Raw genomic sequence first — 25,623 nt, forward strand, 5'->3', positions numbered from 1 at the left:
TTGGACCTTTCAGATGAAGTGCAACCAAGAGCCTAGACAATACTGCCCCCACCGCAAGGTGCGTTACAGGCTTAGATTCTCCATTGACCAAATCGCGGACAATGACCGTTCTCCGACCCGCAACATGCGCGACAGGGTGGCGGCAAGTGCGACGTCGTCTTCCGTGTCCAGACAATAGGTGACATCGCCCGCCGTCAGCGCCAGCTTTTCCATCCCGATCTGATCGGCGATGGCAATCAGGGAGCGTGCGTGTTTGCGCAGTTGCACCCTGTTCCGTATCCGCCACAGCGTGTCGCATTGCGACATCCGCACGGCCAGTTCTTCCATCGCGCGGGTTACCACGTTCTCTGCGCTGGAATCGCCCAGCTGTGCATACAACGTGTCCAACCTTGATTGATCCAGATGTACCTGTTCGAACAGACGGATCTTGATGACTTCACTCATTACTCACCCCTAATACAGCCCCCACGGCTGATGCAGTTATGGGGGATAAGCCTTTTCAATTGGTTTCCGACAAGGGGCCTTTTCCCTCGAATTCGGTATGAATTCGGTTTAACTGGATGAAAATGACTTCAGGAGACCAACGCCATGAACGAAGCAAAGCCACTGCCAAACTATCTGGTGCAACGCTATCACGGTTGGAAAGCAACGACATACGCGCAAAACAGTGCGTGGTATCGCAAGCTGGCCACCGAAGGGCAGCACCCGCGTGCGATGGTGATTTCGTGCTGTGACAGCCGCGTGCATGTCACCTCGATCTTTGGTGCCGACCAGGGTGAATTCTTTATCCACCGCAACATCGCCAATCTGGTCCCCGCGTATGAACCCGATGGCGCGCATCACGGGACATCGGCCGCGGTGGAATATGCGGTTCAGGTTCTCAAGGTTTCGCATTTGATTGTGCTGGGCCATTCCAACTGTGGCGGCGTTCAGGGCTGTTTGAATATGTGCGCGGGTGAAGCCCCCGATCTGGAGGCCAAAGACAGCTTTGTCGGGCGCTGGATGGATATTTTGCGTCCCAAATACGATATCGTCAAAGACATCGAAGACAAGGAAGAGCAGGTCCGCCAGTTGGAAAAACATGCGGTGATGACATCGCTTGAAAACCTGATGACCTTCCCGTGGCTTGCCGAGAAGGTGAATTCAGGCACGCTCACGCTACATGGCATGTGGACGGACATTGGCGAAGGCGGGTTGGAGCATTACAACCCCTCCGTCTCCCTGTTCGAAGCGGTCTGACGTCAGAGCGCTCTCCATAAGGAACTGACATGTACGACTTTCTTGCACTCGCCGGCCAGAACCTGCTGTCCCCGATTATCCTGAGCTTTGCGCTGGGCCTGTTTGCCGCCCTTGCCCGATCGGATCTGAACATCCCCGAGGCCGTGGCCAAGGGCATGTCGATCTATTTGCTGTTTGCCATCGGGTTCAAAGGCGGGGCCAGTGTCGCGTCTTATGGCCTGGATGCGCGCTTGGGCTTTTCGCTGTTGGCAGGGATCATCCTGTCTGCGCTTTTGCCGCTCATTGCGTTTGGGTTGCTCAGGGTCATGACGGGAATGAGCCGCCTTGATGCTGCGGCGGTGGCGGCGCATTACGGATCAATCTCGATTGTGACCTTTGTCGCCGCTACGTCGGTGCTGGAAGGGCGCGGTGTGCCCTCCGAAGGCTATATGGTTGCCGTGGCGGCCGCGATGGAAGCGCCTGCGATCCTGTCTGCGCTGTGGCTTGTTTCGCGGGGCGGTGAAGGGGCCAATACCAAAGGCATGGACAGCGCGCTGCTGCGCGAGATCATGTTGAACGGGTCCATCGTGCTGCTGGTCGGCGCCTTTGCCATCGGCTGGGTCACGGGCGAGCAGGGATTGAAAGAGATTGAGAGCTTTATCGTTAACCCGTTCAAAGGCGTTTTGTGCCTGTTCTTGCTGGACATGGGGCTGGTCGCGGGGCGCGGGTTGCGCGGCGGTGGCGGTGTGCTGACACGCGGCGTGCTGGCGTTTGGCGTGGTGATGCCGCTGGTCGGCTCGGTCTTCGGGCTGGGGGCGGGCATGTTGCTGGGGCTCAGCGCGGGGGGCGTTGCACTGATGATGGTGCTGTCGGCCTCGGCCTCCTATATCGCAGTGCCCGCCGCCATGCGCGTGGCCCTGCCCGAGGCGAACCCGTCGCTGTACCTCACGCTGTCCTTGGGCGTGACTTTTCCCTTTAACCTGACCATCGGCATCCCGCTTTATGTAGGCATCGCCATGGCCGTGAGCGGAGGCTGACACATGCAAACCCACAAAGCGAAACGGGTCGAGATCACGATCGAGAATGTGATGGAATCGCGCCTGACCGATGCGTTGCGTGCGGCAGGTGTGACGGGGTATTCGGTGCTGCCGGTTTTGGGCGGTTCTGGACGGTCTGGCGCGTGGACCCGCGCGGGACAGGTGAGCCGTGCGCAGGGCATGGTGCAGGTTGTCTGCATCATCCGCCCCGAGCGTCTGGACGCGCTGCTGGACGCCGCGTTCGAAGTGGTGGAGCGGCACATTGGCGTGGTCAGCATTGTCGATTGTGATGTGCTGCGGGCGGAGCGATTTTAACCAATCATTAACTATGCATGACGCAGTTTAAGGTATGGAGTTGGAATCAGTCACCTTGAAATTGCCGCGTGACCTTTTGTCGGGGGCGCAACGGGTCGCAACGGCGCGGGACGTGACGATCGGGCATATGGTGCGCCAGTTGTTAAAACGCGAAGTGGCGCGGCAGCTATCGTCAAAGACTGATCTTGCGCCCGATGCACGGCTCCTCGCTGCCCTTCAGGCGCTCCTCGCTCGGGATATGGCCGATGCAACGGGATGGGATGATATGGCGACGCGGTTGCGGCCCCATGGCTATGATTTGCGTGCAGGTGGCGGGGGTGTTGTTCTGTATAAGACAAGCTGCAACACCCGTGTGTGCAAAGGGTCGGACATCGGGTTCAGCTACGTTTCACTGGTTCGCCGCTTTGGGCCGATGCCGGGCCACCCCCATACACTGTCCCATCTGGGGACCATGCCCGCAGGTTCCCTTGATGCGAAACGCCACGATATGCTGTGCGGGCATATCAGTGCCGCACGGGGCTGGCCTGACCTGATAAACCGCCTCGCAATGGAGGGGATGGAGCTTCGGGCGATGGGGGCTGGCCTTGGCATCTATGTCGCCGCCACTGGCCGCCACCTGTGCGATACGGCCACCGTGGGCGCACGCTACAAGGACTTGGTTAAACGCTTTCAGGCCGAGCTGCCGGGCCATGGCCACGATATGTCAGGCCACCTGGGCAAAGCGACGCAGACGCCGGAGGTTGACGTGATAGAGCGAGATTGACAGCGCCTCGCTACTGCATAACCGCTCAACTCAAAACACGCATGGTCCTATCTCAAAACCTTCCCGTCGGGCCAGCGTATCGATTGTTCAATCGTGATTTCCTGCGTCTCGCCTGCGTCCAGTTCCAGATTCCATTGCATCAGACCGCGCCGTTCCTCCACATCCCGCACATCAGCGGTGGGAGAGGCAGACCAGTCGATTTCGAGGTCGTCTTGCTCGCTATAGGGGATCGCCTCGTGCAGCTCGATGTCCCACGACTGCGCCCCGAGGTTTTCAATGCGCATTAGCACTTCTTGCTCTTGGGCGTTGCTGCGGCTGATCAGGCCGCGGTCGCCTTCGCTGCGGTCCAAGACGCTTCGGGTCAGGCGCAGGTCCTCGATCGGGCCGAACGCCTGAACGATCTTGTCGCCTGCAGGCACGGCATCAAACGCCGTTTGCCCCACCAAAGCACCATCCACAAAGACCTGAGCGCGGGCCGCTGCCAGCAAAGGCTCTGCGCTGGTGTTGGTCGCCTTGGCCATCAGGAAGGCGGTTGTATCCGCCGATGGGACGGCGCGGGCAAAGACGCGTGCCTCAAACGAGAGCGCATCCAGCGCGATGCGTGACCCTTCGGCGCCATGGGCCAGTGTCACAGGCTGCGCCACAACATAGCTGACCCCCGGCCCGTCAAATTGCACCATGGGGCTGGCGGCGGCTTCCATCACGGGTTCGGTGCTGCCTGCAAATGCCAAGTCCTCGCTCATGCTGCGGGTTTGCGCGCTTAGTTTTGCACGCATTGCCTTATCTTCAAACCGCAGCAACGAGGGGTACAGTTCGGACGGGACAACCTGCCCGCTGGGCGCGAGGGTCGACAGGGTCAACGCCACGCCTTCCCAATTCTCGCCAGTGTATTGATTGATCAGGGCGGCACGTCGCAGGGTCAGGCTGTCGTCCTCAGCGCGGTCCAAAAATACATCATATGTCGGCGTCCATGTCGCATTCGCAGGGTATTGCACCGAAACGGTAACAGCCCCCGCCGCATCCGCATCGACCGATAAGGTCAGCAGGGATTTCTGCTCGACCGGTGGGGTGAGGGCGGCCAAGGCGGCCTGCGCATCGGCAAGGGCGCGGGTCAGTTCCGGGCGGGCTTCCTCGACATCGCGTGCGGCGCGGCGGGCGGCGATCTGCGCTTGGGTCGCGGTGAAGGTCTGCGCCTCGATCATCTGGGCTAGTTCGGCCAATGCCTGCGCGTCCGAGGGCAGCGTTTCACTCTCGGCCAGCCCTTGCAGAAACGCCAATCGCGCCGCAGCCGCTGTCTGCGCCAATCCTGCATCTTGTTTGGCATCGTCAAGATCGCGTAGCGCACGCTCGGCTGCTTTTACCGCATCCTTTGCGGCCAGCACCGCGTCATTGTCTGTGTCAGGCGCAGGCGGCAGGGCATCCGTGCGCAGCCGCGTTGCCGTCAGATCGGCACCTGTTACGGCCACCCGCAAACGGGCAGGATCAATCCATTGCGGCAGATCGGCCAGCACCACCTCATGCGTGCCGGCGGTCACATCCACGCTCACATCGCGGCTGACCATCGCAAACCCGCGGTAGACGGTGGCAGAGGTCGGCGCAGAAGCGAGGGTATAAACCTCGGCATTCGCAGCGAGCGGAAAAGCAGTGAGGGCAAGGGCAAGAAGGCGCATGGTTAGGGTCCTTTGTAACATGGCCGCAACCATGCAACGCGCAGCCCCAAAGAAAAAGGGGCACCCGCGCAGGCACCCCTTCTCATCGGTTCGATGGGCGGAAATCAGCCCTTCTTGAGGACTTCGCGGCCCAACAGCTCTGCGATTTGTACGGCGTTCAGGGCCGCGCCTTTGCGCAGGTTGTCCGAGACGCACCAAAGGTTGATGCCGTTGTCGATCGTGCTGTCCTGACGGATGCGGCTGATGAAAGTCGCAAAATCGCCAACGCATTCGATCGGCGTGACGTAGCCGCCTGCCTCGCGCTTGTCGATCACCATGACGCCGGGGGCTTCGCGCAGGATGTCGCGGGCTTCGTTTTCGTCAAGGTGGTCTTCGAACTCGATGTTGATCGATTCAGCGTGGCCCACGAACACAGGCACGCGCACACAAGTTGCCGTGACCTTGATGGAGGTGTCGACGATTTTCTTCGTCTCGACCATCATCTTCCATTCTTCTTTCGTGTCACCGCTGTCCATGAACACGTCGATCTGCGGGATCACGTTAAACGCGATCTGCTTTTGGAACTTGTTCGGCGGCACATCGGAGGTCGGGTTGTAGATGCTTTTGGTCTGATCCCAAAGCTCGTCCGCGCCTTCTTTGCCTGCGCCAGATACGGACTGGTACGTGCTGACCACCACGCGCTTGATCGTTGCGCGGTCGTGCAGGGGCTTCAAGGCCACAACCATCTGCGCGGTTGAGCAGTTGGGGTTGGCGATGATGTTCTTGTTTTTATAGTCGTGAATGGCCTGCGGGTTCACCTCTGGCACGATCAGCGGGATGTCGGGATCATAGCGGTAAAGCGACGAGTTATCGATCACCACACAGCCCGCTTTTGCGGCGATGGGCGCGTATTTCGATGTCGCCTCTGAGCCGACGGCAAACAGCGCCATGTCCCAGCCCGTGAAGTCAAACGTATCAAGGTCCTTCGTCTTCAGCGTCTTCTCACCAAAGCTGATTTCCGTCCCAAGCGAGCGGCGGCTGGCCAGCACAGCAAGTTCATCTACAGGAAACTGGCGCTCGTCCAGAATGTTCAGCATTTCGCGGCCCACATTGCCAGTGGCACCCACGATAACGACGCGATAACCCATCTCGTTTACTCCAAAATATATGATTGATGGTGCGGGCCTGTTATACGGCTTTGTGGTCCTTGGGAAGGGTCGCAGGCTACGCCGCGTTTGGTTTTGTATCGCGAGAGAACAAATAGATCACCAAACCCACCGCAAGGATGAGTGCGAAGAACAGCAAGATTGCCTCGAACGGGCGCGATGCGCCGCCGCCTTGGGCTGTGGTGGTATAGAGGCGGCCAGTGACGAATTGGGCGATTCCCACCCCTCCGATGGAACACAGGTTCAGCATGGTAACGCCGCGCCCGACCAGATGTGGCGGCAAAAAGCTGCGCCCGTGCGACATGATCGCAGGATAGGTCGAGCCGAAGAAAGCGAGGATGCAAAGGAAGGCGGTGACCCACAAAACCGATTGGCTGGCCGTCAGGGACAAGACGACCGTTGCACCCAGCACGATGCCACTCCCGATAACGATCACCCATTTGCGGGTGTTGAACATACGGTCAAGCGGCCCGTAGGCCAGCGGCCCCAGAACCATCGCAACGCCCATTGCCAATGTTGCCTGCCCGATAATGCGCGGCTCGGCGTTGAAGACCTCGGTCAGGTACGGGCCGACCCACAGACCGCGCAGCGCGCCGACCTCGGCATAGCTGACCAGCATCAGTGGGAATATGAACCAAAGTGCCCGGATTTTGAGGACTTCGGCAAAGCTGCCTTTGCTGTCCGATACGACCTTGGCGGGGTCGCGCACAAGGGCGAGGATACCAAACGCCGTTGCGGCAGTGATCGCGCCCAAGCCCCAAAGCGCCATGCGCCAGCCCATCGTCTCGGCCGCGATGGCCATAGGGTAGGAGGCAACCAGATTGCCCAACATCCCGATCACCACCATCATTGCGGCAAGCGTGGCAAAGCGGGCAGGCGGGTGTTCAAGCGCAAAGATATAGTAGCTGGCCATCAGCACAGGCGCACAGCCCACGCCAATCAGCGCCATCGCGATGGAGATATGCACAGGCGCGGTCGCAAGTGCGAAAACCGCCGCCCCGCCGCCACCGCCCAACAACAGCAGCGCCGCCGCCGTTTTGCGCGGTCCAACGGTATCGAGCGCCCAGCCAATCGGCGGTTGCATCGCGGCAAACGCGATGAACCACAGCCCCGAAGCAAAGGCGAGGTCTTCGGGCGTGGCACCGATGTCCGGCCCCAAAAACGGACTAAGCACGGCAAGGAAGGCGCGGAAAAACTGGCTCAGCACATAGGCGAAGGCCAGCAGGGCAATGCCGGTGTTCATCCCTTGGTCGCCTGCCACTTTTTCGCAAGCGCGCGCGCGGCGTTGCCCAACAGCAGAACGTCGGCCCCAACGGCGACGAATTGAGCGCCTGCCGCGATGGCGTCATTGGTCATCTTGTCCTGCATCGACAGGATCCCCGGTGCTTTGCCTGCGGCACGGATGCGGGCAATGGCATCCATGATCGCGGTCTGTACTTCCGGGTGGTCGGCGTTGCCCATATGGCCCATATCGGCGGCCAAATCGGCAGGGCCGATAAACACGCCGTGCACCCCTTCGACTTGCAGAATGTCATCCAGCGCAGCGATGCCGCGGCGGTTTTCGACTTGCACCAGCAGGCAGACTTCGGCATCTGCGGTGGTGCCGTAATCCGTGATGGTGTTGAATTTCGACGCACGCCCCAGCGCAAAGCCCACGCCACGGTCACCATGCGGCGGGAAGGTTACGTCACGCACCAGCTGCCGCGCTTGATCTGCGCTTTCTACCATCGGGATCAGCACGGTCTGCGCCCCCGCGTCCAGCATCTGCTTCAACATATATGTCTCGCTCACAGGCAGGCGCACAACGGGGTGCGAACCTGTGCCTTCAATCGCCTGAAGCTGTGCCGTGATCGAGCGCAGGTCGTTCGGCCCGTGTTCGCCGTCAATCACCAGCCAGTCGAAACCGGCCTGACCCATCATTTCGGCGGGGAAGGGATCGCCAAGGCCGACCCAGCAACCGAATTGCATCTCACCCTTGGCGAGGGCTGTCTTGAACGGGTTCTGTGGGGCTGGCATGGGGCGCTTCCTTATCTAAAGTGTCGCCGCACCCTAGCGTTGGATTTGCATCTTTGACCAGAGGCGTCGTATCTTTGCGCGTGTCTTGCAAATGCTCGCACCCTGCCATCAGCCGCTTTTGCAGGGCGGCGCGGGTGGTGGCGGTGCGGCCTGTGGTTTGCATCGGCTTCACGGCCTGCGCGATGCCCGCCGCCGTGGGCGTACGGATAACACCGTCGCGCACCAGCAATTGGAACACGGCCTCGGCTGCGTGGGGGGTGATCCGCAATTGCCGCGCCAACAAGTCGGGTGAGACACTGCCGCGTGCCCGCGCAATCAAATGCGCCCAATGATACGTCGCAGGCGGGATCGCCACGGGTGCTGTCGCGGCACGCAACGCGCCCAAAGGCAGCACGGTCGAGGCGGCAACAGCGCCCAGTGAAGCGGTAAACTCTCGTCGGTTCATTTGCTCTAAATAGGAACGCAGAGACATAATTGCGAGTGGTTCGCAAAAATGAGGCGCTAGAGTACCTTAATAACGTCCTTATCAATCGCCAGCATATAGCCGCGCCTTGCGATATTCTTGACCAAAAGCTCGCTCACCATCTGGTTGCCCAGCGTGTCACGCAACCGCTTGATCCGCGTGGCCCCTGCGGCTTCGTCACAATCAGCCGCCGAGCGGCCCGAGATAACGCCCTCGATCTCGGAACCTGACATGACATCATCGTCCATCCGCGCCTCGGCCAACACGGCCAGCGTCTCCATCGCCGCATCGGTCAGCTTGAAGCCAAGGTTGTTGAGGTAAACCTTGTTCTCCTCACGACTGATCAGCAGGGAGGACACCTGAATGCCCGTCCGCTCGATCTGGGCCATGCGGCGGTTCATGGTAATCAGCAGGGTCAGGAAGACGACCGCAGCCACCAGCATCGCGGCGGCAAAGATCAGCAGGACACCGATCAGCACGCGGTAATTGGTGAGCGTATCTGAGAAAGCAGTGCCGCTTTGCGCCAAAATCTCCAACAGCTTGATTTCGGATGCAGAGGTGAGCGTGTCATTCTCGATAAAGATCCGCTCGACCCGCGCATTGAACGCGTTGGCATCGGGCAGCGCCCAGAACATGACAACAGCACCGATGACCAACAGCGCCGCCACCGCACAAAAGCCAAGTGCCACAAAACGCCCGCCGCTGCGGCGTATATCAGAAGCGTAGGAAATTTGATCCGGCACTATCTTTCCTTTCGGCAAGCCCGTCTGCCCCAAAGACAGAGACGACATTAAGAAGGGTCCAGCCGCGTGACTGTAGCCGCTTGACCAGTTGGGCGCGGGCCGCAGCCTTTGAACACTGACCGCTGATTTCGGCCACACCGTAATGCAGCCGCAGCGGGTTGTCCTGTTTGGCCTTGTAGTCGGCATAGCAATCGGCGGCCTGCGCCGGTGCTGCCAGCGCGACCGCAATGGCCGTGCAAAGGGAAAGGAGTATCTGTTTCATCCGGCAAACATGCGCGTATCGCGACTGATATACAATATCACCGCGCTGCCAGAATTGCGGCTATTGGATAACAGTGCCGTGTTATTGCCTGTCTGGCACCCCCGCCCCCAAGTTGATCCTACATTGCCGCACACCCTGTGCAGCGCCCCCAGTCAAAGGATGACTCTCATGCTTTTTTCGTTTCCCCCCCGTTTTGTTGCGACAGTGACGGCAGCCACAATTGCGATCACATCAATGGGGGCTGTCCCCGCCTATGCGAACGAAGACTACCGTGCAGCACGCGCCGTTGCCACGCTGCTGGGCATTGCGGTCATCGGCTCGATCCTGAATGACCGCAACGACGGCCACAAAGAGCCGCGCAAAGCCTACCGTGAACCTGTACGCACGCAGGGCCACGTGCAACGGCACCGCCACGGCGCCCAAACCCATGCCCATTCAAACGGGCGCGGCAGCCATACCCACCGCAGCACTAACAATCCGCGCACGAGCCCCAAACCGCTGCCGCGGCGGGTAAAGCGCAAATTGCTGCCCCAGAACTGCCTGCGCAGCTTTGACACCCGCAACGGACGGACCCGCCTGTTTACCCAAGCCTGCCTCCGCCGGAATTATGCCCACATCAACAGCCTGCCGAAAAAGTGCTTTCGCGGTGTCCGCACGGATCAAGGCAAGCGCAAAGGCTTTGACGCCCGCTGCTTGAACCGCGCTGGCTACAGCTTGGCACGCCGCTAAATAGAATTCGGCGCACTACTATCCCCAAATCTGCGCCGATAATCCCCTGCGGTGTGTCCCGCCGCAGGGGGCGAAGGGAAGGGAGAGACGTTCGGGCGTCTCTCCCTTTTCACTTGCACATGAGGGCAGATAGGGCTTTCCCGTGCCTATGATGCCAGATTATTCATTTGAAGACGCCGCCCACGCCCGCGGCTATGCCCGTATCGCAGGTGTGGACGAGGTCGGGCGCGGCCCGCTTGCCGGTCCCGTGACCGCCGCCGCCGTGGTTTTGGACCCCGCGCGCATTCCCGAGGGCCTGAACGACAGTAAAAAGCTCAGCTTCAGAAAGCGTGAGGCGCTTTATGCGCAGATCATGGAGGTCGCGGATGTGTCGATCGCCCATGCCACGGTCGAGGAAATCGACGAACATAACATTCTGCGCGCCAGCCACATCGCGATGGTCCGCGCGATTGAGGGGCTCGCGTCGCCGCCCGACCACTGTTTGATCGACGGCAACATGATACCGCGTGGGTTGTCGGTGCCATCCCAGACAATCATCAAGGGCGACGCCCGTTCGGTGTCCATTTCGGCGGCCTCAATTATGGCCAAAATATGTCGGGATTATGTCATGTTGTCCTTGGCGCAACAGCACCCCGGCTACGGCTGGGAGACGAACATGGGATATGGATCAAAAAGCCACATATCTGCGTTGCAAAAACTTGGGGTAACCCCACACCATAGACGTTCGTTCAAGCCGGTACACAACATGTTGTAGCAAGCGTTATAGTTAATTCTCTGATTCAAAAAACGAATTGACCGCGAATCACTCTGCCGTCATCTTCGTTAACAACCAACGAGTGCAAAAATGCACCGCGGACAGAGGCAGAGTTATGACGATAAAAACACTGGAGGCGCAGGCGCTTCCCCTGAATACTATACTCGACGGTGATTGCATCGAGGTGATGAATTCACTCCCCGAAAACAGCGTCGATTTGATCTTTGCGGATCCGCCATACAATCTTCAGTTGCGCGGCGATTTGCATCGCCCTGACAACTCCAAAGTGGACGCAGTTGATAACGACTGGGATCAATTTGACAGCTTCGCAATCTATGACAAATTCACCCGCGCATGGCTCAAGGCCGCACGTCGGCTGCTAAAGCCTAATGGCGCAATCTGGGTCATTGGCAGCTACCACAACATCTTCCGCGTTGGCGCCGCTCTTCAGGACCAAGGCTACTGGATTCTCAACGACGTGGTCTGGCGCAAGTCGAACCCCATGCCGAACTTCCGCGGCAAACGCTTTACCAATGCCCACGAGACGATGATCTGGGCCGGCAAAGACGAGAGCAGCAAATACACCTTCAACTACGAAGCGCTCAAAGCGCTGAATGAAGGCATCCAGATGCGCAGCGATTGGGTTCTGCCCATCTGCAACGGCCATGAGCGTCTGAAAAACGAAGCAGGCGACAAAGCGCACCCCACCCAAAAACCCGAAAGCCTGCTGCACCGCGTGCTGGTCGGCTCTACTAACCCTGGTGATGTGATCCTCGACCCGTTCTTCGGCACAGGCACCACAGGTGCGGTTGCAAAGATGCTGGGCCGTGATTTCATCGGAATCGAACGCGAAGAAGAATACCGCAAGGTTGCCAAAAAGCGCATCGCTTCCGTCCGCAAATTCGACAACGAAGCATTGCAGACCACCACGTCAAAACGCGCCGAACCCCGCGTTCCCTTCGGCCAACTGGTTGAACGTGGCATGCTGCGCCCTGGCGAAAACCTCTACTCCATGAACAACCGTCACAAAGCCAAAGTGCGCGCCGACGGCACGCTGATCGGCGACGACATCAAAGGCTCGATCCATCAGGTCGGTGCCGCCCTGGAAGGCGCGCCCAGCTGCAATGGTTGGACATACTGGTGCTACAAAAAAGAAGGCAAACGTGTGCCCATCGATGTCCTGCGCCAACAGATCAGATCCGAAATGCAGGCCTGATCGCCCCCCCCCCGAATTACCGAACACCGCCAGTGTCACTGCGCCCTCCAAATGAGGGACCGCAATGATGACACTCACCTTGGCCCCGTCTTTATGGCGGGGCTTTTTTTGTCTCGCGCACAGAGCAGCGCCAACCCCTATTTTTTCTGGCCCCCATCCACCGTCAACTCGGCCGCAAAGGCTTGCGTTGTTTGCCCCGCAGCGCCTGCTCTACATAGCGGACACCGAATTCGGCCTTGTTCACCACATACAACACGCCCGCCGATGCCGCCTTTTCCCACATGAACGGCGTTGGCCAATCGCTGACCATGATCACGGGCGTCGCTGCGTGCTTCGGGTCCGAGGCAAGCTCAAGCGCGAAATTCGCGCCAATGCCGTCAGGCAAATTATTGTCCAGCAGAATCAGCGACACTTGCCCCGCATCCAATGCGGCCCTTGCTGATTCCAGCGTCGATGCAACCTCAACATGCATTTTGCCATGCGAGCGGCCGACAACACGGGTCATCATGGCCTGGTCAAATTCACTATCTTCGACAATCAGACAGGTCTGATCGGGCGTGATCTGGGCGGTAGCTTGCGGTTGCATAAAGTCCCCTAACCTTTGAAAGATACCACAAACGTATCGCAGGACGGGATTAAGAACCGCTTAGCGCGGCATCGGTGTCGTGCCCTTTGCGTAGGGCCTCCAATCCGTGATTTCGGGATAATACATCTGTCGCCATTTGCGCACCCTCGGGTTCATCACGCGCCGCCACAAAGGCGGCATCATCGCCAACATCGTCATCAGCGGATAGCCAAAGGGCAGCTGCGGGGCGTCCTCGGGGCCATAGTTTTGCAAAACGGCAAACCGCCGGTCGGGTTTGTAGTGGTGGTCCGAATGGCGCTGCAGGTTGATCAGCAACCAGTTCGAAGCCTTATGCGCCGCGTTCCAGCTGTGGCGCGGCATCACGTGTTCGTATTTTCCATCCCCCAGATGTTTGCGGGTCAGGCCGTAGTGTTCGATATAATTGACCAGCTCCAACTGCCAGATCGCCACGCCGGCCTGCACAACAAACAGCCCCACGCCAGACCACCCGCCCAATGCAAAGGCCAGCACGAACAGCGCCGTCTGTAGCGCCCAATAGCGCCAGAACGGGTTGCTCTTGTCGGTCCACGGCAGGTTTTTGCGCGCCAACATCGCTTTCTCGGCGGCGAAGGCGCTGCGCCAGCATTCGATCAGGACGCGCGGGTAATAGCGGTGGAAGCCCTCGTTAAATCGCGCCGTCACAGGATCACGCGGCGTCGCGACATAGCGGTGGTGCACCAGCAGATGTTCGGAGCGGAAATGCGAGTACAGCACCATCGCCAACAGCCCATCGGCCAACCACCGCTCCAGCTTGCTTTTCTGGTGCATCAATTCATGGGCGTAATTTATCCCGACCGTCCCTGTGGCGACGCCCAGACCAAAGAACACGCCGAACCGTTCAAGCGTGCTGAGGTGGTCGGCTTGCGGCACATACCACAGCAGGCCCAGCAGTAGGATGAACTGCAAAGGGGCCCAGATTTTTGTGAGCAACGTATACCAGAACAAGTCATCGTCATCCGCGCTCAGATCGGCATTGGCCGTCTCCAGCCCGATTGCGGCATCAAGGGCCGTGAACAGATACCACGTGGCAACGGGCGCCAGAAAGATCGTCCACCCCCCGAAAACTGCACTGATCCAGATCAGAGGCAGCAACCCCAGCGACAGCCAGAAAGGCAAGGCGCGGCGCAGCTTTGAAAGCTCGGCGGGGGGGATCGTCAGGGCGGTGTCGGTCATTACGGTCTCTTGCATGTGCGCGTCACGCAATCATAGCAAACTACCGCCCTGTGTGCCATGTGGCGTTGCGTCCGCCTTGAGCAAGTCAAAGGCTTTGCGCATCACGGTCGGCAAATCGGAGGGCGCGAATTGCGTGCGTGGCATGAAAGTACCGCGCAAGGGCGTGCAGTCCTGCGGCAGCTGTGCGGTGACCACAGTCAGCACCAGATGGAAATGCGTAAAGGTATGGCGCACCTCGCCTGCGGCGACGTCCCACGCCCCGACTGCGGGCGGCGTACTGTCGGGCAGCGGCTCTGCCGCATCGACCCAGTCCGAGCCGGGCCAGCCAAGCATCCCGCCCAACAGCCCCTTTTCGGGGCGCGTCTCCAGCAACCACGCGCCATCGGCACGCTGCCCCAGATAGACGGTGCCATGGCGGATGGGCTTGGGCTTTTTCGGGGTTTTCTTCGGTAACCCCGCGGCCGTGCCTTTGGCGCGGGCCACGCAGGGGTCACGCCACGGGCATATCCCGCAGGCAGGCGATTTTGGCGTGCAGATCGTGGCGCCCAGATCCATCACCGCTTGGGCATAGTCACCAGGGCGGGTGTCGGGGGTCAATTCCTCGGCGCGGACCATCAGTTCAGGCTTGGCAGCGGGCAGGGGCGTGTGAATGTCAAACAGCCGCGCCATCACCCGCTCGACATTGCCGTCCAGCACCGCGTGCGGCAAATCAAACGCGATCGATGAAACAGCGGCCGCCGTATAAGGCCCGATGCCCGGCAATTTCAGCAGTGCCGCATGATCGGCGGGAAACACGCCGTCATGATCGGCCATCACCGCCCGCGCACATTTCAGCAGATTGCGCGCACGGGCGTAATACCCAAGGCCCGCCCATTCGGCCATCACATCGGCGTCTTTGGCTGCCGCCAGATCGCCCACCGTGGGCCAGCGGGCGATAAAGCGGCGAAAGTAGTCTTTGACCGTGGCAACGGTTGTCTGTTGGAGCATAATCTCGCTCATCCAGACGGCGTAGGCGTCGGGCATCTGCCCCGCCTTGCGTGCAGCGGGTGGCGTGCGCCACGGCATTTCGCGGGCGGCGGTATCGTACCACGCCAGCAAATTTACAGGCATGTTATCTTTATCACGCACTCTTTATGAACCAATTCTGATTTGCCATGGTTGCAGCGCCCCCGTCTTGCGATAGGTAAGGGGCAACGCCGCGCCAAACCTTTGGCCATTGTCATAAAAAGAAAGCACCCGCACCGCAATGCCACCCCGCCGCACCACGACCAAAGGGTTTGCCCGCACAGCCAGCCTGCTGAACGCGAAAATCCGCAAGGCATCCGAAAGCCGTGGCTTTGCGCAGTCGCGCCTGCTCACCAATTGGGCCGAGGTTGTGGGCGAAGATGCCGCAGCTATGTCGCGCCCTGTTGAGGTGTCATATGGCCGTGGCGGCATGGGCGCGACGCTGACGTTGTTGACGACAGGGGCGAACGCGCCCTTGTTGGAAATGCAGAAAGAGCAATTGCGCACGCGGGTCAACGCCGTCTACGGCTATAACGCAATCGCACGGGTGCGGGTGACGCAAACGGCGGCCACAGGGTTTTCCGAAGGCCGCGTCGCGTTTGAACACGCCCCCAAGAAAACACAGCGCGCGCCAGACCCCGCCTTGCGGGCGCGGGCTACTGAGACAACTGCCCCCATCGGGGACGAAAGCCTGCGCGATGCCCTTGCGCGGCTGGGCGAGAACATATTGAACAAGCATAACCGCTGAGCGTGTGAAACCGCTTTGGCAATCTGACGAAGGATAGATGACATGAACCGCAGAAATATTCTCCTTGGCGCCTTTGCTGCTCTTGGTCTTGGCGGCTGGTATATGACCAGCAACCGTAGCACGACCACGGTGGCCTTCCCCGATGCGCCGCTGCCCGGTGCCGCCAATGCCCAAGGCACCAGTGGCGATGTGGATACCTCCGGTATCGTGGATATGGTCACGGGCAACGCGGAGTCCGCGGTCGAGATTATCGAATACGCCTCCTTCACCTGCCCGCATTGCGCGACCTTCCACAACACGGCGTTCAAGCAGCTGAAGGCCGACTATATCGACACCGGCAAGATCAAGTTTGTCTACCGCGAGGTCTATTTTGACCGCTTTGGCCTTTGGGCCTCGCTTGTGGCGCGCTGTGGTGGCGCGGACAAGTTTTTTGGTATTGCGGACCTGCTGTATAAGGAACAAGCGCTTTGGACCCGTGCGGGTGAACCCGCCGCGATTGTCGAAGAGTTGCGCAAAATCGGGCGTGTGGCCGGGCTGGACAATGACGCGCTTGAGGCGTGTTTGCAAAACGGTGACCAAGCGCAGGCGCTGGTCGCATGGTACCAGCAAAACGCCGAAGAAGACGGCATCGACAGCACGCCCAGCTTTGTGATCAACGGCAAGAAATACTCGAACATGAGCTATGCCGACATGAAGCAGGTCATCGACGACGCGTTGGCAGACTGATGGCTGCCCCGCTCGCAGGTTTGAAAGTGATCGAGCTGGCCCGCGTGTTGGCGGGCCCGTGGGCGGGGCAAACCCTGTCCGATCTGGGCGCTGAAGTGATCAAGGTCGAAAGCCCCGCAGGCGATGATACGCGCCAGTGGGGGCCGCCCTTTGTTGACCGCGACGAAGACCGCTCGGCCGCGTACTTTCATTCGGCGAATCGGGGCAAGGCGTCGGTGGTGGTGGATTTGCGCAGCGAAGAGGGGCAGGCCAAGATGCATGCGCTGCTCGAAGACGCGGACATTCTGATCGAGAATTTCAAGACGGGCGGCCTTGCGAAATACGGGATGGATTACGCCAGCCTGAGTGCGCGTTTTCCCAAGCTGATCTATTGCTCGATCACGGGGTTCGGTCAAACGGGCCCCTATGCCCACCGTGCGGGATACGATTTTATCATCCAAGGCATCTCTGGCCTGATGTCCATCACCGGAGAGCCGGACGGCCAGCCGCAAAAGCACGGTATGGCGATTACCGACATCTTCACGGGCATCTATTCGACAACGGCAATTCTGGCGGCGGTGCATCAGCGGGCAACGACAGGCGTGGGGCAGCATATCGATATGGCGCTGCTGGATTGCGCAGTGGCGATCACGGGCAATCAGGCGATGAATTACCTGACCACAGGCACCGCGCCGTCGCGGTTGGGCAATGCGCACCCCAACCTCACCCCCTATGAGGTGTTCGAGACATCGGACGGTCATCTGATCATTGCCACAGGTAACGACGGACAGTTCCAGCGCTTGTGCGTTCTGCTGGGGCTGGATGATATGGCGACGGATCCCGACTATGCCAGCAACGCCGACCGCGTGGCGAACCGCCCCGCGATGAATGCGCGGATCGAAGGGGCGACACGCTTGCGCACCCGCGATGATCTGCTGGCCGATTGCGAGGCGAACAACGTCCCCGCAGGGCCGATCAACACAATGGAGGATACGTTCGACGATCCGCAGGTCAAAGCCCGCGGCATGCAGATCGAACTGGACGGTGTGCCGGGCATCAACTCTCCGTTCAAGTTTTCGGGTGCGGAGCTGGCGCTGCAGCGTGCCGCGCCGAAACTGGGCGAAGACGACTGAGGCCAGGTGCGATTTTTTGAAAAAATCGGCTCGGAATTTTCTAAAATTCCGGGCTACGGCGCGGCTGTGGTGATCTTCTTCAAAGCGTCCCACAAGGCGTTATCGGCTTCCATTTGTAGCCGGACGGGCAGCGTAATCACCTTGGACCTGAAAGCCGCAGGCAGGCGCACGGCGTCTTTTTCTGTTGTGACCAATTGCGCGCCTTTGGCCCATGCGTCCGCCTCTAACCGGTTCAGCAGCGCTGCCGTCAGCGGCTGGTGATCCTCCAGCGGTTCGGCGTGAACCAATGTTGCCCCAAGCCCACGCAGGGTGGCAAAGAACTTCTCTGGGTGGCCAATGCCCGCAAAGGCCAGCAATGGCGTGTCGGTCCAGTCCATGCCTGTTTGCAATGCCTCCAGCCGTGCCGTGACATGCGGCAGGGTCGCAGGCAGGGGCGTTTCGGAAAACACCTTTTGAGCGGCGGCGTCACCAATCGACAGTACCAAATCCGCCCGTGCCAGCCCGACATCGACAGGTTCCCGCAACGGCCCCGCAGGCAGGCACAAGCCGTTGCCAAACCCCTTTTCCGCGTCCACCACAACGATGCTTAGATCATAGGACAGCGCGGGGTTCTGGAGCCCGTCATCCAGCACCACGGCTTTGGCGCCTGCTGCCACGGCCGCTTTTGCCCCTGCAGCGCGGTCCTTGGCGACCCACACTTCGGCAAAGGCAGCCAGCAACAGCGGCTCGTCCCCGACTTGCGCGGCGGTGTGGCGGGCGGGGTCGACCTGCACGGGGCCTTCCAATGTGCCACCATACCCGCGTGAGACGATATGCGGCTCAAGGTAGCTGTCGCGCAACCTTTCAACCACCGCGATGACGGTGGGTGTTTTGCCAGTGCCGCCTGCATTGATGTTGCCGACACAGATCACAGGCACGGGCAGGCGCAAGCGCGGACCTTTCTCCAAACGCTGCGCCGTTGCGCGTGCATAAAGCATGCCCAAGGGCTGCAACAGGCGCGCCCGTAGGCCAACGCGTTTTTGATGCCAGAAGGCAGGCGCGCGCATCAGCCGATCCCCGCTTTGATATCCAGCGCGTCTTGCACACGGTCGGTGATACGGTCGGTCAGCGCAGCGCCCGCACTTACCGTGTCCCATCCCGCATGGGCCATAACCGCCGCTTGATCCGGTGCCGTCAACCGAGAGATCGCCATCCCCAACGCAGCACTGTCATTGATGATGCGTGCCGCCCCTGCCGTTGCAAGGCGGGAATAGCTGTTCAAATTGCGCCCCACACGGGGACCATACAGGATTGCCGAGCCAAGGGCGGCTGCCTCAAGCGGGTCAACACCCTCTTGTCCGGCCACAAGCGATCCGCCCAAAAACGATACCGGCGCAATGCGGTAGAAAAGCCCCGCTTCGCGCACGTCCTGCGTGATCAGAACCTGTGTGGCCTCATCGGGGAAATGTCCGTCATCCCAACTGAGGACGCGGAAATTCTGCTCGCGTGTCAGGGCGATCGCTTCGTCCAGATCAAGCGTTCCGGCAGGGCGCAGCACAAGCAACAAGCGGTGCGAAAACCGCAGCGCCTGCCGATGCGCGGCCAGCACGGTGTTCAGCTCTTCGCGCTGCACGCCGTTGGCAAACCAGATTGAGCGCCCGACACATGTGGCAGACAGATCGGCCAGGTCCGACTCGTTGCACGGAAGGACGGCGCCGCTGGCTTGCAGGGAGGTTGTCACTTCGACGTCCTCGCGGCTTAGGCCCAATTCGATCAGCCGCGTCGCAGCGGCGGGCGTGCGCGTGAAAACCGCCATGAACAAGGGCAGCAGGCTGCGCACAACGCCGGGCAGCCACCGCTCGCGCTTGCTGTTGAAGCCGCTCACATCCGCATCGATCAAGAACAGGGGGCAATTGGTTTCGGCCACTTTGAGCAAAAGATTGGGCCGCAGCCCGCCCCACGCCCAGACACAACAATCAGGCGCCCAGTGGCCGACAAAGGCGGACACAACGTCGGGATGATCATCCCCGATCCGCGCAAGGATGATGCCGTCAGGCTGGGTTTCAGCCTGCCATTCTGTGCCGCGTGTCGAGGGGGCGACGGTAATCAGAACAGACAGGTTTGGCCTTATGGCGATCTGGCGTTGGGCAAGGTCCTGTATCGCCAGAAACGCGTCTGCCTCGGGGCAGTGGATCCACAAAAGCTCCCCTTCGGGGCGCGCGCACGGGAAGTCTGGCAGGCGTGCATCACCCTGCCGTGCGTTTGCGCGATACGCCGAAAGACCCAGAGACTGCATCACGCGGCACGGTGCCCTTAGCCGAGTTCTTCGGTAGAGGAGGCTGCCGCTTCTTCGTCCCGCAGGCGGTGAAGATGCGCGATGAAGTAGCGCATGTGCGCGTTGTCCACTGTCCGCTGCGCTTCGTTTTTCCATGCGTCATAGGCTGCCGCATAGTTGGGAAAGATGCCGACCACATGCAGGTCATCGACGTTTTTGAAGATGTTCTCGCTGGGGGTTACCAGTTCGCCGCCAAAGACAAGGTGCAAGCGTTGGGTCATAGGGGTCCGTCCTTATGTTGTGTTGCTGTCGTGTTTGCACGCCGCAGGTAGGGCGCGTCAAGGCAGCACGCGGTTAAGCGGTTAAGCCAGTTCTGATATCACGGCACGGTGAAGCGCCGCACCACCCGCAACCACACCGTCCAAACGCGGATCGACACGGTTAAAATCCAACGGGGCGCCGCGCTGATCGGTAATGGTACCGCCCGCCTCGGCAACGATTAGCGCACCAGCGGCGATGTCCCATTCCCAACTGGGGCGCAGGGTTAGCATCGCGTCAAACCGTGCCTGCGCCACCAGACCCAAACGATAGGCAAGCGAGGGGCGGTAGGCTTGTTTGAACGGCGGGCAGACGCCACAGCTCCAGCGATCGGGGGCCATGACGGGCGTTGCGGCAAGGATCGTGGCACCGCCGAAGTCGTCCACGTCCGAGGCGGTGATGGCCGCGCCGTTCAGATAGGCGCCGCCGCCATGTGATGCAGTATACAGAAGATCGCGCATGGGCAGGAAGATGACAGCAGCGGTGATTTGCCCCTTCTCGGCAACCGCCAAGGCATGCGCCCATGTGTTTGCGCCTTCGGTAAAACTGCGGGTGCCGTCGATGGGGTCAACGATAAACACACGGTCGCGGGACAAACGGTCGGTGTCGTCCTCGGTTTCTTCGGACAGCCAACCGTAGTCGGGCCGCGCCATGCGCAAGACCTGCTCAAGCATGTCGTTGACGGCCAGATCAGCCTCGGTCACGGGGCCTGCACCGCCGGGTTTGTCCCAGCGTTTGGCCGCTGATCCGACAAAGCTGGTGGCGACGCGGCCTGCCATGCGCGCCGCGTCAATCAGCAGGGGAAGGTCAGCTGCCGGCAATGGTCATCCCCGGCACCAGAATAGAAGGCACAACACGGCTAAGATGCGTGCGTGCGTCGTTGGCGGGGATCATGGCGCGCAGCATGTCGCGCAGATTGCCCGCGATTGTGCATTCGTTGATCGCATGGGTCACTTCCCCGTTCTCAACCCAAAGCCCAGCCGCACCGCGCGAATAATCGCCTGTGTTGGGGTTGATCGTCGACCCGATCATCGAGGTAACAAGCAAGCCCGTTCCCATATCGCGGATCAGGTCTTCGCGGCTGTGCGTCCCTTGGGTCAGTGCCACATTCCAACTGCTGGGCGAGGGGGCCGCGCTGGTCCCGCGAGCGGCATTGCCCGTGGACGGCAGGCCCAACTGACGCCCCGTCCCCAGATCAAGCGTCCAGCCCTGCAAGACGCCGTTCTCGACAATCGCACGCTTTTTGGTGGGCAGGAATTCCGCGTCAAACGGGCGGCTTCCACCAATGCGCGGGCGATGGGGGTCTTCGATCAGGGACAGCCCCTCGGGCAGGACCTGCTCTCCCATGGCGTCGCGCAGGAACGAGGCACCGCGGGTAATTGCGCTGCCGTTAATCGCGCCCAACAGATGCCCGATCAGGGTCGAGGCGATGCGTTCATCGAATAAGACAGGAAATGCGCCCGTGGGCGGTTTGCGCGCATCAAGGCGCTGCAAGGCGCGGGTGGCAGCGGTTGTGCCAATCTCGGACGCGCTGCGCAGATCGTTTTGAAAGATGCGGCTGTCGCCGTCGTAATCGCGCTCCATCCCCGTGCCGGTGCCTGCAATGGCAACACAGCCAAGGCCGCGATCACTGCGGCGGTATCCGCCTGAAAATCCGTTGGAGCCGGCAAGATGAACTTCGCGGGCGCCATATCCTGCGCTGGAGGATTGAACTTGGGTAATGCCTGCCACGTCCAGCGCGGCGGCCTCGGCTTCGGCGGCATCTTGTTGGAGGTCGGCGGGGGCTGGCTCGGGCGTCGGGTCAAAAAGCTCTAGCGCGTCTGCATCCCAGCTTTGGGTGATTTGGGCGGCGTCGGCCAGTCCGGCATAGGGGTTTTCGGGGGCCTCGTTCGCCATGGCCACGGCACGCTGCGCCATCTGCGCCAACGTGTCGGGCGAGGTGTCCGAGGACGAGACAATCGCACTGCGCTGCCCGATCAGCACGCGCAGGCCGATGTCAGTGCCTTCCTCGCGCTGCGCTTCCTCTAACGCGCCGCCGCGCACATCCACCGACAGGGAGGTCCCCCGAACGGCAATTGCATCGGCAGTGTCGGCACCTGCGCTGCGCGCAGCATCCAGCATTTGCGCGGTCAGCGCCTCAAGGGATTGGGTCATATATGTCTCCTGATCGAGGACCAGAGGTAGCGGCGAGGCCCAGCTCCCGCAAGGGTCCAGCCCAAAAGAAAAGCGGCCCGCGACGGGGCCGCCTTTATGTTTTGCCTAAGAAGCGATCTATTTAACGCGCTGCCCGTTGGCCAAAATCTGCCCCGCCTCGTTGAATTCGATTTTCGAGGTCAGCGTATCAGGCGCATCCCCTGGCACCGCAAACAATCCCATCATCATCCGCGCCCCCGTAACCTGTTGTGCAGGCAGCAGCCCCATCGCTACCAATTTGTCCATCAACCCGTTTGCTCCCGCGAGGTTCACAGTAATATCGCCCACTGGCTTTGGAAAACCGGGCAGTGTGGTCTTGTCGGTGTTGTCAAACGTGGCCGCCCCCTGCGCCTCCAGCTTGGCGCCCACGGCATCGACAACCAGACGGTCAATGCTGAGCGCGTTCAGCTCGGCGGGGACTTTCGCGTCGGCTGCCTGTTGCAGGTCAAAAACATCGAGCAGCACTTTGGCCTTGCCGGTCAGGTCCAGCGCGATGGTCGCCGGATCGCGGGGCAGTTGCGCTGATGGATCAAACAGCGCCCAGATAATGTCGGACATCGTAAAATCGGTGAGGTCGAAGCCCACGGCGATATCCTGCGGCGCATCGGATTTCATCACCGGCGCTTTGATCTTCATGCCCGCGCTTGCCATCTCGACAAACAAGGGGAACGGTATCCCCGCAAGCTGCGCACCGACCTGCACCTGCTGGGTCGTTACATCATAGCTGACCCCATCGGCGCCCATGGCCACCGCCAGTTGCGTGTTCTGCGATCCGGTTTTGAATTTCGATGCCCCTTCATCCGAGGTGATCTCGGTCTGGGTCTCGGTCGCCTTGGTCGAGAACGTCCCGTCAAAGGCAAAGCCCGCCGCGATCAGCGGAGCGAGGTTTTGCGCCTGCGCGATTTCCTGCACGGGCAAAACGCTGGTACCGGCAAAGACGACCTCTTCTAGGGTGCTTTTCATCATCATCGTCTCGACCTGCGCGGGGTCTTTGAAGAAGATGTCATAGGTCACCTGACCCATCTGCATGTTCTGGTCATAGCTGCGGACCTCGCCGGCGGTGACTTGGGTCTGCGATTGCAGGGCCGTACCGCCGAGCGAAAACCGTGTCGTAGCGGGGTCAAACACCGTCCCGTCCACGCTTAGCGAACCCAGCGACAGGTTGAACGCATCGGCGGTATAGTCAAAGACGATGGCATCGGGATCACCGCTGGCGATCATGCTGTGGCCGCTTTGGGTATAGGTCAGCTGTGCCTTGGCCAGACGTTTGGTGCTTTTGGGCGTAATCTCGACCTCGAGGGGCATGGTCTCAGACATCACAACCTCGACACGCCCCCCGCTGAGTTCAGCGAATTGCAAGGGCGGCAGGCGCAGGATCATCGTCTCGACGTCGGGGCCGCCTGCGATCTGCACCGTGATGTCGCTGATGTTCAGGGTGTCGCCATTGGTGGCTTCGGTCGCGGTGACGGCGTATCCCATCCCCTCCAGATAGGCGCGCCAGTCGCCCCAGACGTCCCTAGGCGCCAGATCGGCAAACGCGGTAGTCCCAGAAAGGGACACGGCAAGCACCGAGGAAAAAAGCGAAGCGTTGAAATGCGACATTAGGTAAGTTCCTGACGTAAAATTATCCTCTAAAGGTCCTGCATACCGCTGGTCGGGTCAAGAGGGCCAAGGCGCAGGGTGGTGGCCCGACGATTGCCGCGCTACCTTGCGGGTAACAATTGGACATAACCCCCAATTACAAGGAGATTTCACATGGATATGACTGGCAAAACAGTAATGATTACAGGGGCCAGCCGTGGCATCGGCGCCGAGGCTGCGCGGGTTTTCGCCAATGCAGGCGGCAATGTCGTGCTGTTGGCGCGGTCCCAGGACGACATCGCAGCACTCGCAGGCGAGATCGGCAAGCAGGCAATCGCGATTCCGTGCAATGTTGCACGCTACGGCGAGATGTCATCGGCAGTGGCCACCACAATGCAAGCATTCGGCAGCGTCGATGTGCTGATCAATAACGCAGGTGTCGTTGACCCGATCAGCGATCTGGGCGGTGCAGACCCCGATGCATGGGGCCAGTTGATCGACATCAACGTCAAAGGTGTGTTCAACGGCATCCACGCGGCTTTGCCCGCGATGAAGGCGAATGGCGGCGGTTCGGTCCTGACCATCAGCTCGGGCGCGGCGCATAACGCGATTGAAGGATGGAGCGCCTATTGTGCATCCAAAGCGGCAGTAAATATGATGAACCGCTCGCTTCATCTGGAGGAAGCCGCCAACGGCATCCGCGCCATCGGTCTGTCCCCCGGCACAGTAGCCACGCAAATGCAGCGGGTCATCAAGGCATCCGGCATCAACCCCGTCAGCCAGCTTAATTGGGAGGATCACATCCCCGCCGATTGGCCCGCGAAATGCCTGTTGTGGATGTGCAGCCCCGAGGCGGACGGCTACTGCGGCGACGAAATCTCGCTGCGCGAGGATACCATCCGCCGTGCGGTGGGCCTGATATGATTGATCTGAGCAAAGACGCAGGCATCTGGACCGTCACGCTGATCCGGCCTGACAAGGCCAACGCGCTGACCGAAGACATGCTGATCAAGCTCTGCGAGATCATGGAAAGCGCGGGCGAGGCGCGGGCCGTAATCCTGACAGGCCACGGCAAGGTGTTCAGCGCAGGCGCCGATCTGGAGGCCGCACGCGCAGGCCTTGCAGTTTCGGACCTATGGGAGCGGCTGTCGGGCGCGATTGCAGCATTGCCCGGCCTGACCATTGCGGCGCTGAACGGAACGCTGGCTGGTGGCGCGATGGGCATGGCGCTGGCCTGCGACATCCGCATCGCGGTGCCAACGGCCAAGTTTTTCTATCCCGTGATGAAGCTGGGCTTTTTGCCGCAACCCAGTGACCCTGCACGCATGGCGGCCCTGATTGGTCCGTCTCGGACCAAGCTTATCCTGATGGGAGGGCAGAAAATCCTTGCGCCCGAGGCACTGGCCTTCGGCCTGATTGACCGGATCATAGAGGGCGATGACCTGATGGCTGCAGCGCATGATCTATGCGCCGATACGGTCGCCGCCCCCGCGCAGATTGCCCGAGGGATCAAGGCGATGTGCCGTTAGCGTTTAGATCAACGGCACAAAAGGCACG

At 60.5% G+C, this 25,623-nt stretch carries 29 protein-coding genes; 12 read left to right on the forward strand and 17 right to left on the reverse strand.

The features are described 5' to 3' along the window. Positions 1-63 precede the first annotated feature (63 nt). Complete coding sequence (locus tag ABMC88_RS08745) at positions 64-444, reverse strand: hypothetical protein (protein WP_349576482.1); 381 nt, start codon at positions 442-444, stop codon at positions 64-66. 144 nt (positions 445-588) lie between these two features. Here ABMC88_RS08745 and ABMC88_RS08750 point away from each other — a divergent pair, with 144 nt between their 5' ends. From ABMC88_RS08750 to ABMC88_RS08765, 4 genes are read left to right on the forward strand one after another with little or no spacing between them, the layout of a single operon-like run. Further along, positions 589-1,239 carry a carbonic anhydrase gene (locus ABMC88_RS08750; protein ID WP_349576483.1) on the forward strand — a complete coding sequence of 217 codons (651 nt, stop codon included), beginning with the start codon at positions 589-591 and terminating at the stop codon, positions 1,237-1,239. Between the two features lie 29 nt (positions 1,240-1,268). Beyond that, positions 1,269-2,255, forward strand: a complete 987-nt coding sequence (locus ABMC88_RS08755; protein WP_349576484.1) for a sodium-dependent bicarbonate transport family permease — start codon at positions 1,269-1,271, stop codon at positions 2,253-2,255. 3 nt (positions 2,256-2,258) lie between these two features. Then, positions 2,259-2,570: a P-II family nitrogen regulator gene (locus ABMC88_RS08760; protein WP_349576485.1), complete on the forward strand. Its 312-nt coding sequence runs from the start codon at positions 2,259-2,261 to the stop codon at positions 2,568-2,570. A 34-nt stretch (positions 2,571-2,604) separates the two neighbouring features. Next, the gene (locus ABMC88_RS08765) at positions 2,605-3,333 is read left to right on the forward strand and encodes a hypothetical protein (protein ID WP_349576486.1); all 729 of its coding nucleotides are present in this window, start codon (positions 2,605-2,607) and stop codon (positions 3,331-3,333) included. A gap of 47 nt (positions 3,334-3,380) precedes the next feature. Here ABMC88_RS08765 and ABMC88_RS08770 read toward each other — a convergent pair whose 3' ends face one another. The 7 genes from ABMC88_RS08770 to ABMC88_RS08800 form a co-directional block, all read right to left on the reverse strand. Then, entirely contained in the window at positions 3,381-5,003 is a 1,623-nt protein-coding gene (locus tag ABMC88_RS08770; RefSeq protein WP_349576487.1) for a DUF4139 domain-containing protein, read from the reverse strand. Positions 5,004-5,107: 104 nt separating this feature from the next. Beyond that, positions 5,108-6,130, reverse strand: a complete 1,023-nt coding sequence (locus ABMC88_RS08775) for an aspartate-semialdehyde dehydrogenase (protein ID WP_349576488.1) — start codon at positions 6,128-6,130, stop codon at positions 5,108-5,110. A 76-nt stretch (positions 6,131-6,206) separates the two neighbouring features. After that, a complete protein-coding gene (locus ABMC88_RS08780) occupies positions 6,207-7,391 on the reverse strand; it encodes an MFS transporter (protein ID WP_349576489.1) in 1,185 nt (394 codons plus the stop codon). Continuing rightward, complete coding sequence (locus ABMC88_RS08785; protein WP_349576490.1) at positions 7,388-8,164, reverse strand: HpcH/HpaI aldolase family protein; 777 nt, start codon at positions 8,162-8,164, stop codon at positions 7,388-7,390. The genes ABMC88_RS08780 and ABMC88_RS08785 overlap by 4 nt, the downstream gene beginning before the upstream one ends. Then, positions 8,118-8,609, reverse strand: coding sequence for a hypothetical protein (locus ABMC88_RS08790; protein WP_349576491.1), 492 nt, complete (start codon positions 8,607-8,609; stop codon positions 8,118-8,120). The genes ABMC88_RS08785 and ABMC88_RS08790 overlap by 47 nt, the downstream gene beginning before the upstream one ends. 56 nt (positions 8,610-8,665) lie before the next feature. Further along, a complete protein-coding gene (locus ABMC88_RS08795) occupies positions 8,666-9,340 on the reverse strand; it encodes a winged helix-turn-helix domain-containing protein (protein WP_349576624.1) in 675 nt (224 codons plus the stop codon). A gap of 1 nt (position 9,341) precedes the next feature. Continuing rightward, a complete protein-coding gene (locus tag ABMC88_RS08800; protein WP_349576492.1) occupies positions 9,342-9,632 on the reverse strand; it encodes a hypothetical protein in 291 nt (96 codons plus the stop codon). A 168-nt stretch (positions 9,633-9,800) separates the two neighbouring features. On the opposite strand from ABMC88_RS08800, the gene ABMC88_RS08805 reads away from it, so the two are divergent. From ABMC88_RS08805 to ABMC88_RS08815, 3 genes are all read left to right on the forward strand, one after another. Continuing rightward, on the forward strand, positions 9,801-10,361 hold the full coding sequence (locus ABMC88_RS08805) for a hypothetical protein (protein ID WP_349576493.1): 561 nt from the start codon (positions 9,801-9,803) through the stop codon (positions 10,359-10,361). 148 nt (positions 10,362-10,509) lie between these two features. Next, positions 10,510-11,115: a ribonuclease HII gene (gene rnhB, locus ABMC88_RS08810; protein ID WP_349576625.1), complete on the forward strand. Its 606-nt coding sequence runs from the start codon at positions 10,510-10,512 to the stop codon at positions 11,113-11,115. 115 nt (positions 11,116-11,230) lie between these two features. Next, complete coding sequence (locus ABMC88_RS08815) at positions 11,231-12,331, forward strand: site-specific DNA-methyltransferase (protein ID WP_349576494.1); 1,101 nt, start codon at positions 11,231-11,233, stop codon at positions 12,329-12,331. 163 nt (positions 12,332-12,494) lie between these two features. On the opposite strand, the gene ABMC88_RS08820 is transcribed toward ABMC88_RS08815, so the two are convergent. Genes ABMC88_RS08820 through mutY form a run of 3 tightly spaced genes read right to left on the reverse strand, consistent with a single transcriptional unit; the run spans position 12,495 to position 15,239 of the window. Further along, the gene (locus ABMC88_RS08820; protein ID WP_349576495.1) at positions 12,495-12,917 is read right to left on the reverse strand and encodes a response regulator; all 423 of its coding nucleotides are present in this window, start codon (positions 12,915-12,917) and stop codon (positions 12,495-12,497) included. 60 nt (positions 12,918-12,977) lie between these two features. Next, positions 12,978-14,129: an alkane 1-monooxygenase gene (locus ABMC88_RS08825; RefSeq protein WP_349576496.1), complete on the reverse strand. Its 1,152-nt coding sequence runs from the start codon at positions 14,127-14,129 to the stop codon at positions 12,978-12,980. 30 nt (positions 14,130-14,159) lie between these two features. Beyond that, complete coding sequence (gene mutY, locus ABMC88_RS08830) at positions 14,160-15,239, reverse strand: A/G-specific adenine glycosylase (RefSeq protein ID WP_439655592.1); 1,080 nt, start codon at positions 15,237-15,239, stop codon at positions 14,160-14,162. A 136-nt stretch (positions 15,240-15,375) separates the two neighbouring features. Between mutY and ABMC88_RS08835 the strand changes: the two genes are divergently transcribed. The 3 genes from ABMC88_RS08835 to ABMC88_RS08845 are packed head-to-tail and all read left to right on the forward strand — an operon-like array spanning position 15,376 to position 17,720. Continuing rightward, on the forward strand, positions 15,376-15,882 hold the full coding sequence (locus tag ABMC88_RS08835) for a DUF721 domain-containing protein (protein ID WP_349576498.1): 507 nt from the start codon (positions 15,376-15,378) through the stop codon (positions 15,880-15,882). Positions 15,883-15,924: 42 nt separating this feature from the next. Then, positions 15,925-16,608, forward strand: coding sequence for a DsbA family protein (locus ABMC88_RS08840; protein ID WP_349576499.1), 684 nt, complete (start codon positions 15,925-15,927; stop codon positions 16,606-16,608). Next, a complete protein-coding gene (locus ABMC88_RS08845; RefSeq protein ID WP_349576500.1) occupies positions 16,608-17,720 on the forward strand; it encodes a CaiB/BaiF CoA transferase family protein in 1,113 nt (370 codons plus the stop codon). The genes ABMC88_RS08840 and ABMC88_RS08845 overlap by 1 nt, the downstream gene beginning before the upstream one ends. A 53-nt stretch (positions 17,721-17,773) precedes the next feature. Here ABMC88_RS08845 and lpxK read toward each other — a convergent pair whose 3' ends face one another. From lpxK to ABMC88_RS08875, 6 genes are all read right to left on the reverse strand, one after another. Beyond that, positions 17,774-18,766: a tetraacyldisaccharide 4'-kinase gene (lpxK, locus tag ABMC88_RS08850; protein ID WP_349576501.1), complete on the reverse strand. Its 993-nt coding sequence runs from the start codon at positions 18,764-18,766 to the stop codon at positions 17,774-17,776. Then, a complete protein-coding gene (locus tag ABMC88_RS08855) occupies positions 18,766-19,995 on the reverse strand; it encodes a 3-deoxy-D-manno-octulosonic acid transferase (protein WP_349576626.1) in 1,230 nt (409 codons plus the stop codon). The genes lpxK and ABMC88_RS08855 overlap by 1 nt, the downstream gene beginning before the upstream one ends. 17 nt (positions 19,996-20,012) lie before the next feature. After that, entirely contained in the window at positions 20,013-20,255 is a 243-nt protein-coding gene (locus tag ABMC88_RS08860; protein ID WP_349576502.1) for a DUF4170 domain-containing protein, read from the reverse strand. A gap of 81 nt (positions 20,256-20,336) precedes the next feature. After that, positions 20,337-21,113: an inositol monophosphatase family protein gene (locus ABMC88_RS08865; protein ID WP_349576503.1), complete on the reverse strand. Its 777-nt coding sequence runs from the start codon at positions 21,111-21,113 to the stop codon at positions 20,337-20,339. After that, positions 21,100-22,446: a TldD/PmbA family protein gene (locus ABMC88_RS08870; protein WP_349576504.1), complete on the reverse strand. Its 1,347-nt coding sequence runs from the start codon at positions 22,444-22,446 to the stop codon at positions 21,100-21,102. Before ABMC88_RS08870 ends, ABMC88_RS08865 begins: the two co-directional genes overlap by 14 nt. A 117-nt stretch (positions 22,447-22,563) precedes the next feature. Then, the gene (locus ABMC88_RS08875) at positions 22,564-24,087 is read right to left on the reverse strand and encodes a DUF2125 domain-containing protein (protein WP_349576505.1); all 1,524 of its coding nucleotides are present in this window, start codon (positions 24,085-24,087) and stop codon (positions 22,564-22,566) included. A 153-nt stretch (positions 24,088-24,240) separates the two neighbouring features. Here ABMC88_RS08875 and ABMC88_RS08880 point away from each other — a divergent pair, with 153 nt between their 5' ends. Both ABMC88_RS08880 and ABMC88_RS08885 read left to right on the forward strand, forming a co-directional pair. Next, entirely contained in the window at positions 24,241-24,990 is a 750-nt protein-coding gene (locus ABMC88_RS08880; RefSeq protein ID WP_349576506.1) for an SDR family oxidoreductase, read from the forward strand. Then, positions 24,987-25,595: an enoyl-CoA hydratase/isomerase family protein gene (locus tag ABMC88_RS08885; protein ID WP_349576507.1), complete on the forward strand. Its 609-nt coding sequence runs from the start codon at positions 24,987-24,989 to the stop codon at positions 25,593-25,595. Before ABMC88_RS08880 ends, ABMC88_RS08885 begins: the two co-directional genes overlap by 4 nt. The last annotated feature ends 28 nt before the right edge of the window (positions 25,596-25,623 follow it).

This window comes from Sulfitobacter aquimarinus, from assembly GCF_040149565.1.
GTDB lineage: Bacteria > Pseudomonadota > Alphaproteobacteria > Rhodobacterales > Rhodobacteraceae > Sulfitobacter > Sulfitobacter aquimarinus.

Excerpts from the sequence above, each read along its gene's own strand:
- ABMC88_RS08745 (WP_349576482.1), bottom strand. The coding sequence starts at position 444 with ATGAGTGAAGTCATCAAGATCCGTCTGTTCGAACAGGTACATCTGGAT.
- ABMC88_RS08750 (WP_349576483.1), top strand. The coding sequence starts at position 589 with ATGAACGAAGCAAAGCCACTGCCAAACTATCTGGTGCAACGCTATCAC.
- ABMC88_RS08755 (WP_349576484.1), top strand. The coding sequence starts at position 1,269 with ATGTACGACTTTCTTGCACTCGCCGGCCAGAACCTGCTGTCCCCGATT.
- ABMC88_RS08760 (WP_349576485.1), top strand. The coding sequence starts at position 2,259 with ATGCAAACCCACAAAGCGAAACGGGTCGAGATCACGATCGAGAATGTG.
- ABMC88_RS08765 (WP_349576486.1), top strand. The coding sequence starts at position 2,605 with ATGGAGTTGGAATCAGTCACCTTGAAATTGCCGCGTGACCTTTTGTCG.
- ABMC88_RS08770 (WP_349576487.1), bottom strand. The coding sequence starts at position 5,003 with ATGCGCCTTCTTGCCCTTGCCCTCACTGCTTTTCCGCTCGCTGCGAAT.
- ABMC88_RS08775 (WP_349576488.1), bottom strand. The coding sequence starts at position 6,130 with ATGGGTTATCGCGTCGTTATCGTGGGTGCCACTGGCAATGTGGGCCGC.
- ABMC88_RS08780 (WP_349576489.1), bottom strand. The coding sequence starts at position 7,391 with ATGAACACCGGCATTGCCCTGCTGGCCTTCGCCTATGTGCTGAGCCAG.
- ABMC88_RS08785 (WP_349576490.1), bottom strand. The coding sequence starts at position 8,164 with ATGCCAGCCCCACAGAACCCGTTCAAGACAGCCCTCGCCAAGGGTGAG.
- ABMC88_RS08790 (WP_349576491.1), bottom strand. The coding sequence starts at position 8,609 with ATGAACCGACGAGAGTTTACCGCTTCACTGGGCGCTGTTGCCGCCTCG.
- ABMC88_RS08800 (WP_349576492.1), bottom strand. The coding sequence starts at position 9,632 with ATGAAACAGATACTCCTTTCCCTTTGCACGGCCATTGCGGTCGCGCTG.
- ABMC88_RS08805 (WP_349576493.1), top strand. The coding sequence starts at position 9,801 with ATGCTTTTTTCGTTTCCCCCCCGTTTTGTTGCGACAGTGACGGCAGCC.
- rnhB (WP_349576625.1), top strand. The coding sequence starts at position 10,510 with ATGATGCCAGATTATTCATTTGAAGACGCCGCCCACGCCCGCGGCTAT.
- ABMC88_RS08815 (WP_349576494.1), top strand. The coding sequence starts at position 11,231 with ATGACGATAAAAACACTGGAGGCGCAGGCGCTTCCCCTGAATACTATA.
- ABMC88_RS08820 (WP_349576495.1), bottom strand. The coding sequence starts at position 12,917 with ATGCAACCGCAAGCTACCGCCCAGATCACGCCCGATCAGACCTGTCTG.
- ABMC88_RS08825 (WP_349576496.1), bottom strand. The coding sequence starts at position 14,129 with ATGACCGACACCGCCCTGACGATCCCCCCCGCCGAGCTTTCAAAGCTG.
- mutY (WP_439655592.1), bottom strand. The coding sequence starts at position 15,239 with ATGCCTGTAAATTTGCTGGCGTGGTACGATACCGCCGCCCGCGAAATG.
- ABMC88_RS08835 (WP_349576498.1), top strand. The coding sequence starts at position 15,376 with ATGCCACCCCGCCGCACCACGACCAAAGGGTTTGCCCGCACAGCCAGC.
- ABMC88_RS08840 (WP_349576499.1), top strand. The coding sequence starts at position 15,925 with ATGAACCGCAGAAATATTCTCCTTGGCGCCTTTGCTGCTCTTGGTCTT.
- ABMC88_RS08845 (WP_349576500.1), top strand. The coding sequence starts at position 16,608 with ATGGCTGCCCCGCTCGCAGGTTTGAAAGTGATCGAGCTGGCCCGCGTG.
- lpxK (WP_349576501.1), bottom strand. The coding sequence starts at position 18,766 with ATGCGCGCGCCTGCCTTCTGGCATCAAAAACGCGTTGGCCTACGGGCG.
- ABMC88_RS08855 (WP_349576626.1), bottom strand. The coding sequence starts at position 19,995 with ATGCAGTCTCTGGGTCTTTCGGCGTATCGCGCAAACGCACGGCAGGGT.
- ABMC88_RS08860 (WP_349576502.1), bottom strand. The coding sequence starts at position 20,255 with ATGACCCAACGCTTGCACCTTGTCTTTGGCGGCGAACTGGTAACCCCC.
- ABMC88_RS08870 (WP_349576504.1), bottom strand. The coding sequence starts at position 22,446 with ATGACCCAATCCCTTGAGGCGCTGACCGCGCAAATGCTGGATGCTGCG.
- ABMC88_RS08875 (WP_349576505.1), bottom strand. The coding sequence starts at position 24,087 with ATGTCGCATTTCAACGCTTCGCTTTTTTCCTCGGTGCTTGCCGTGTCC.
- ABMC88_RS08880 (WP_349576506.1), top strand. The coding sequence starts at position 24,241 with ATGGATATGACTGGCAAAACAGTAATGATTACAGGGGCCAGCCGTGGC.
- ABMC88_RS08885 (WP_349576507.1), top strand. The coding sequence starts at position 24,987 with ATGATTGATCTGAGCAAAGACGCAGGCATCTGGACCGTCACGCTGATC.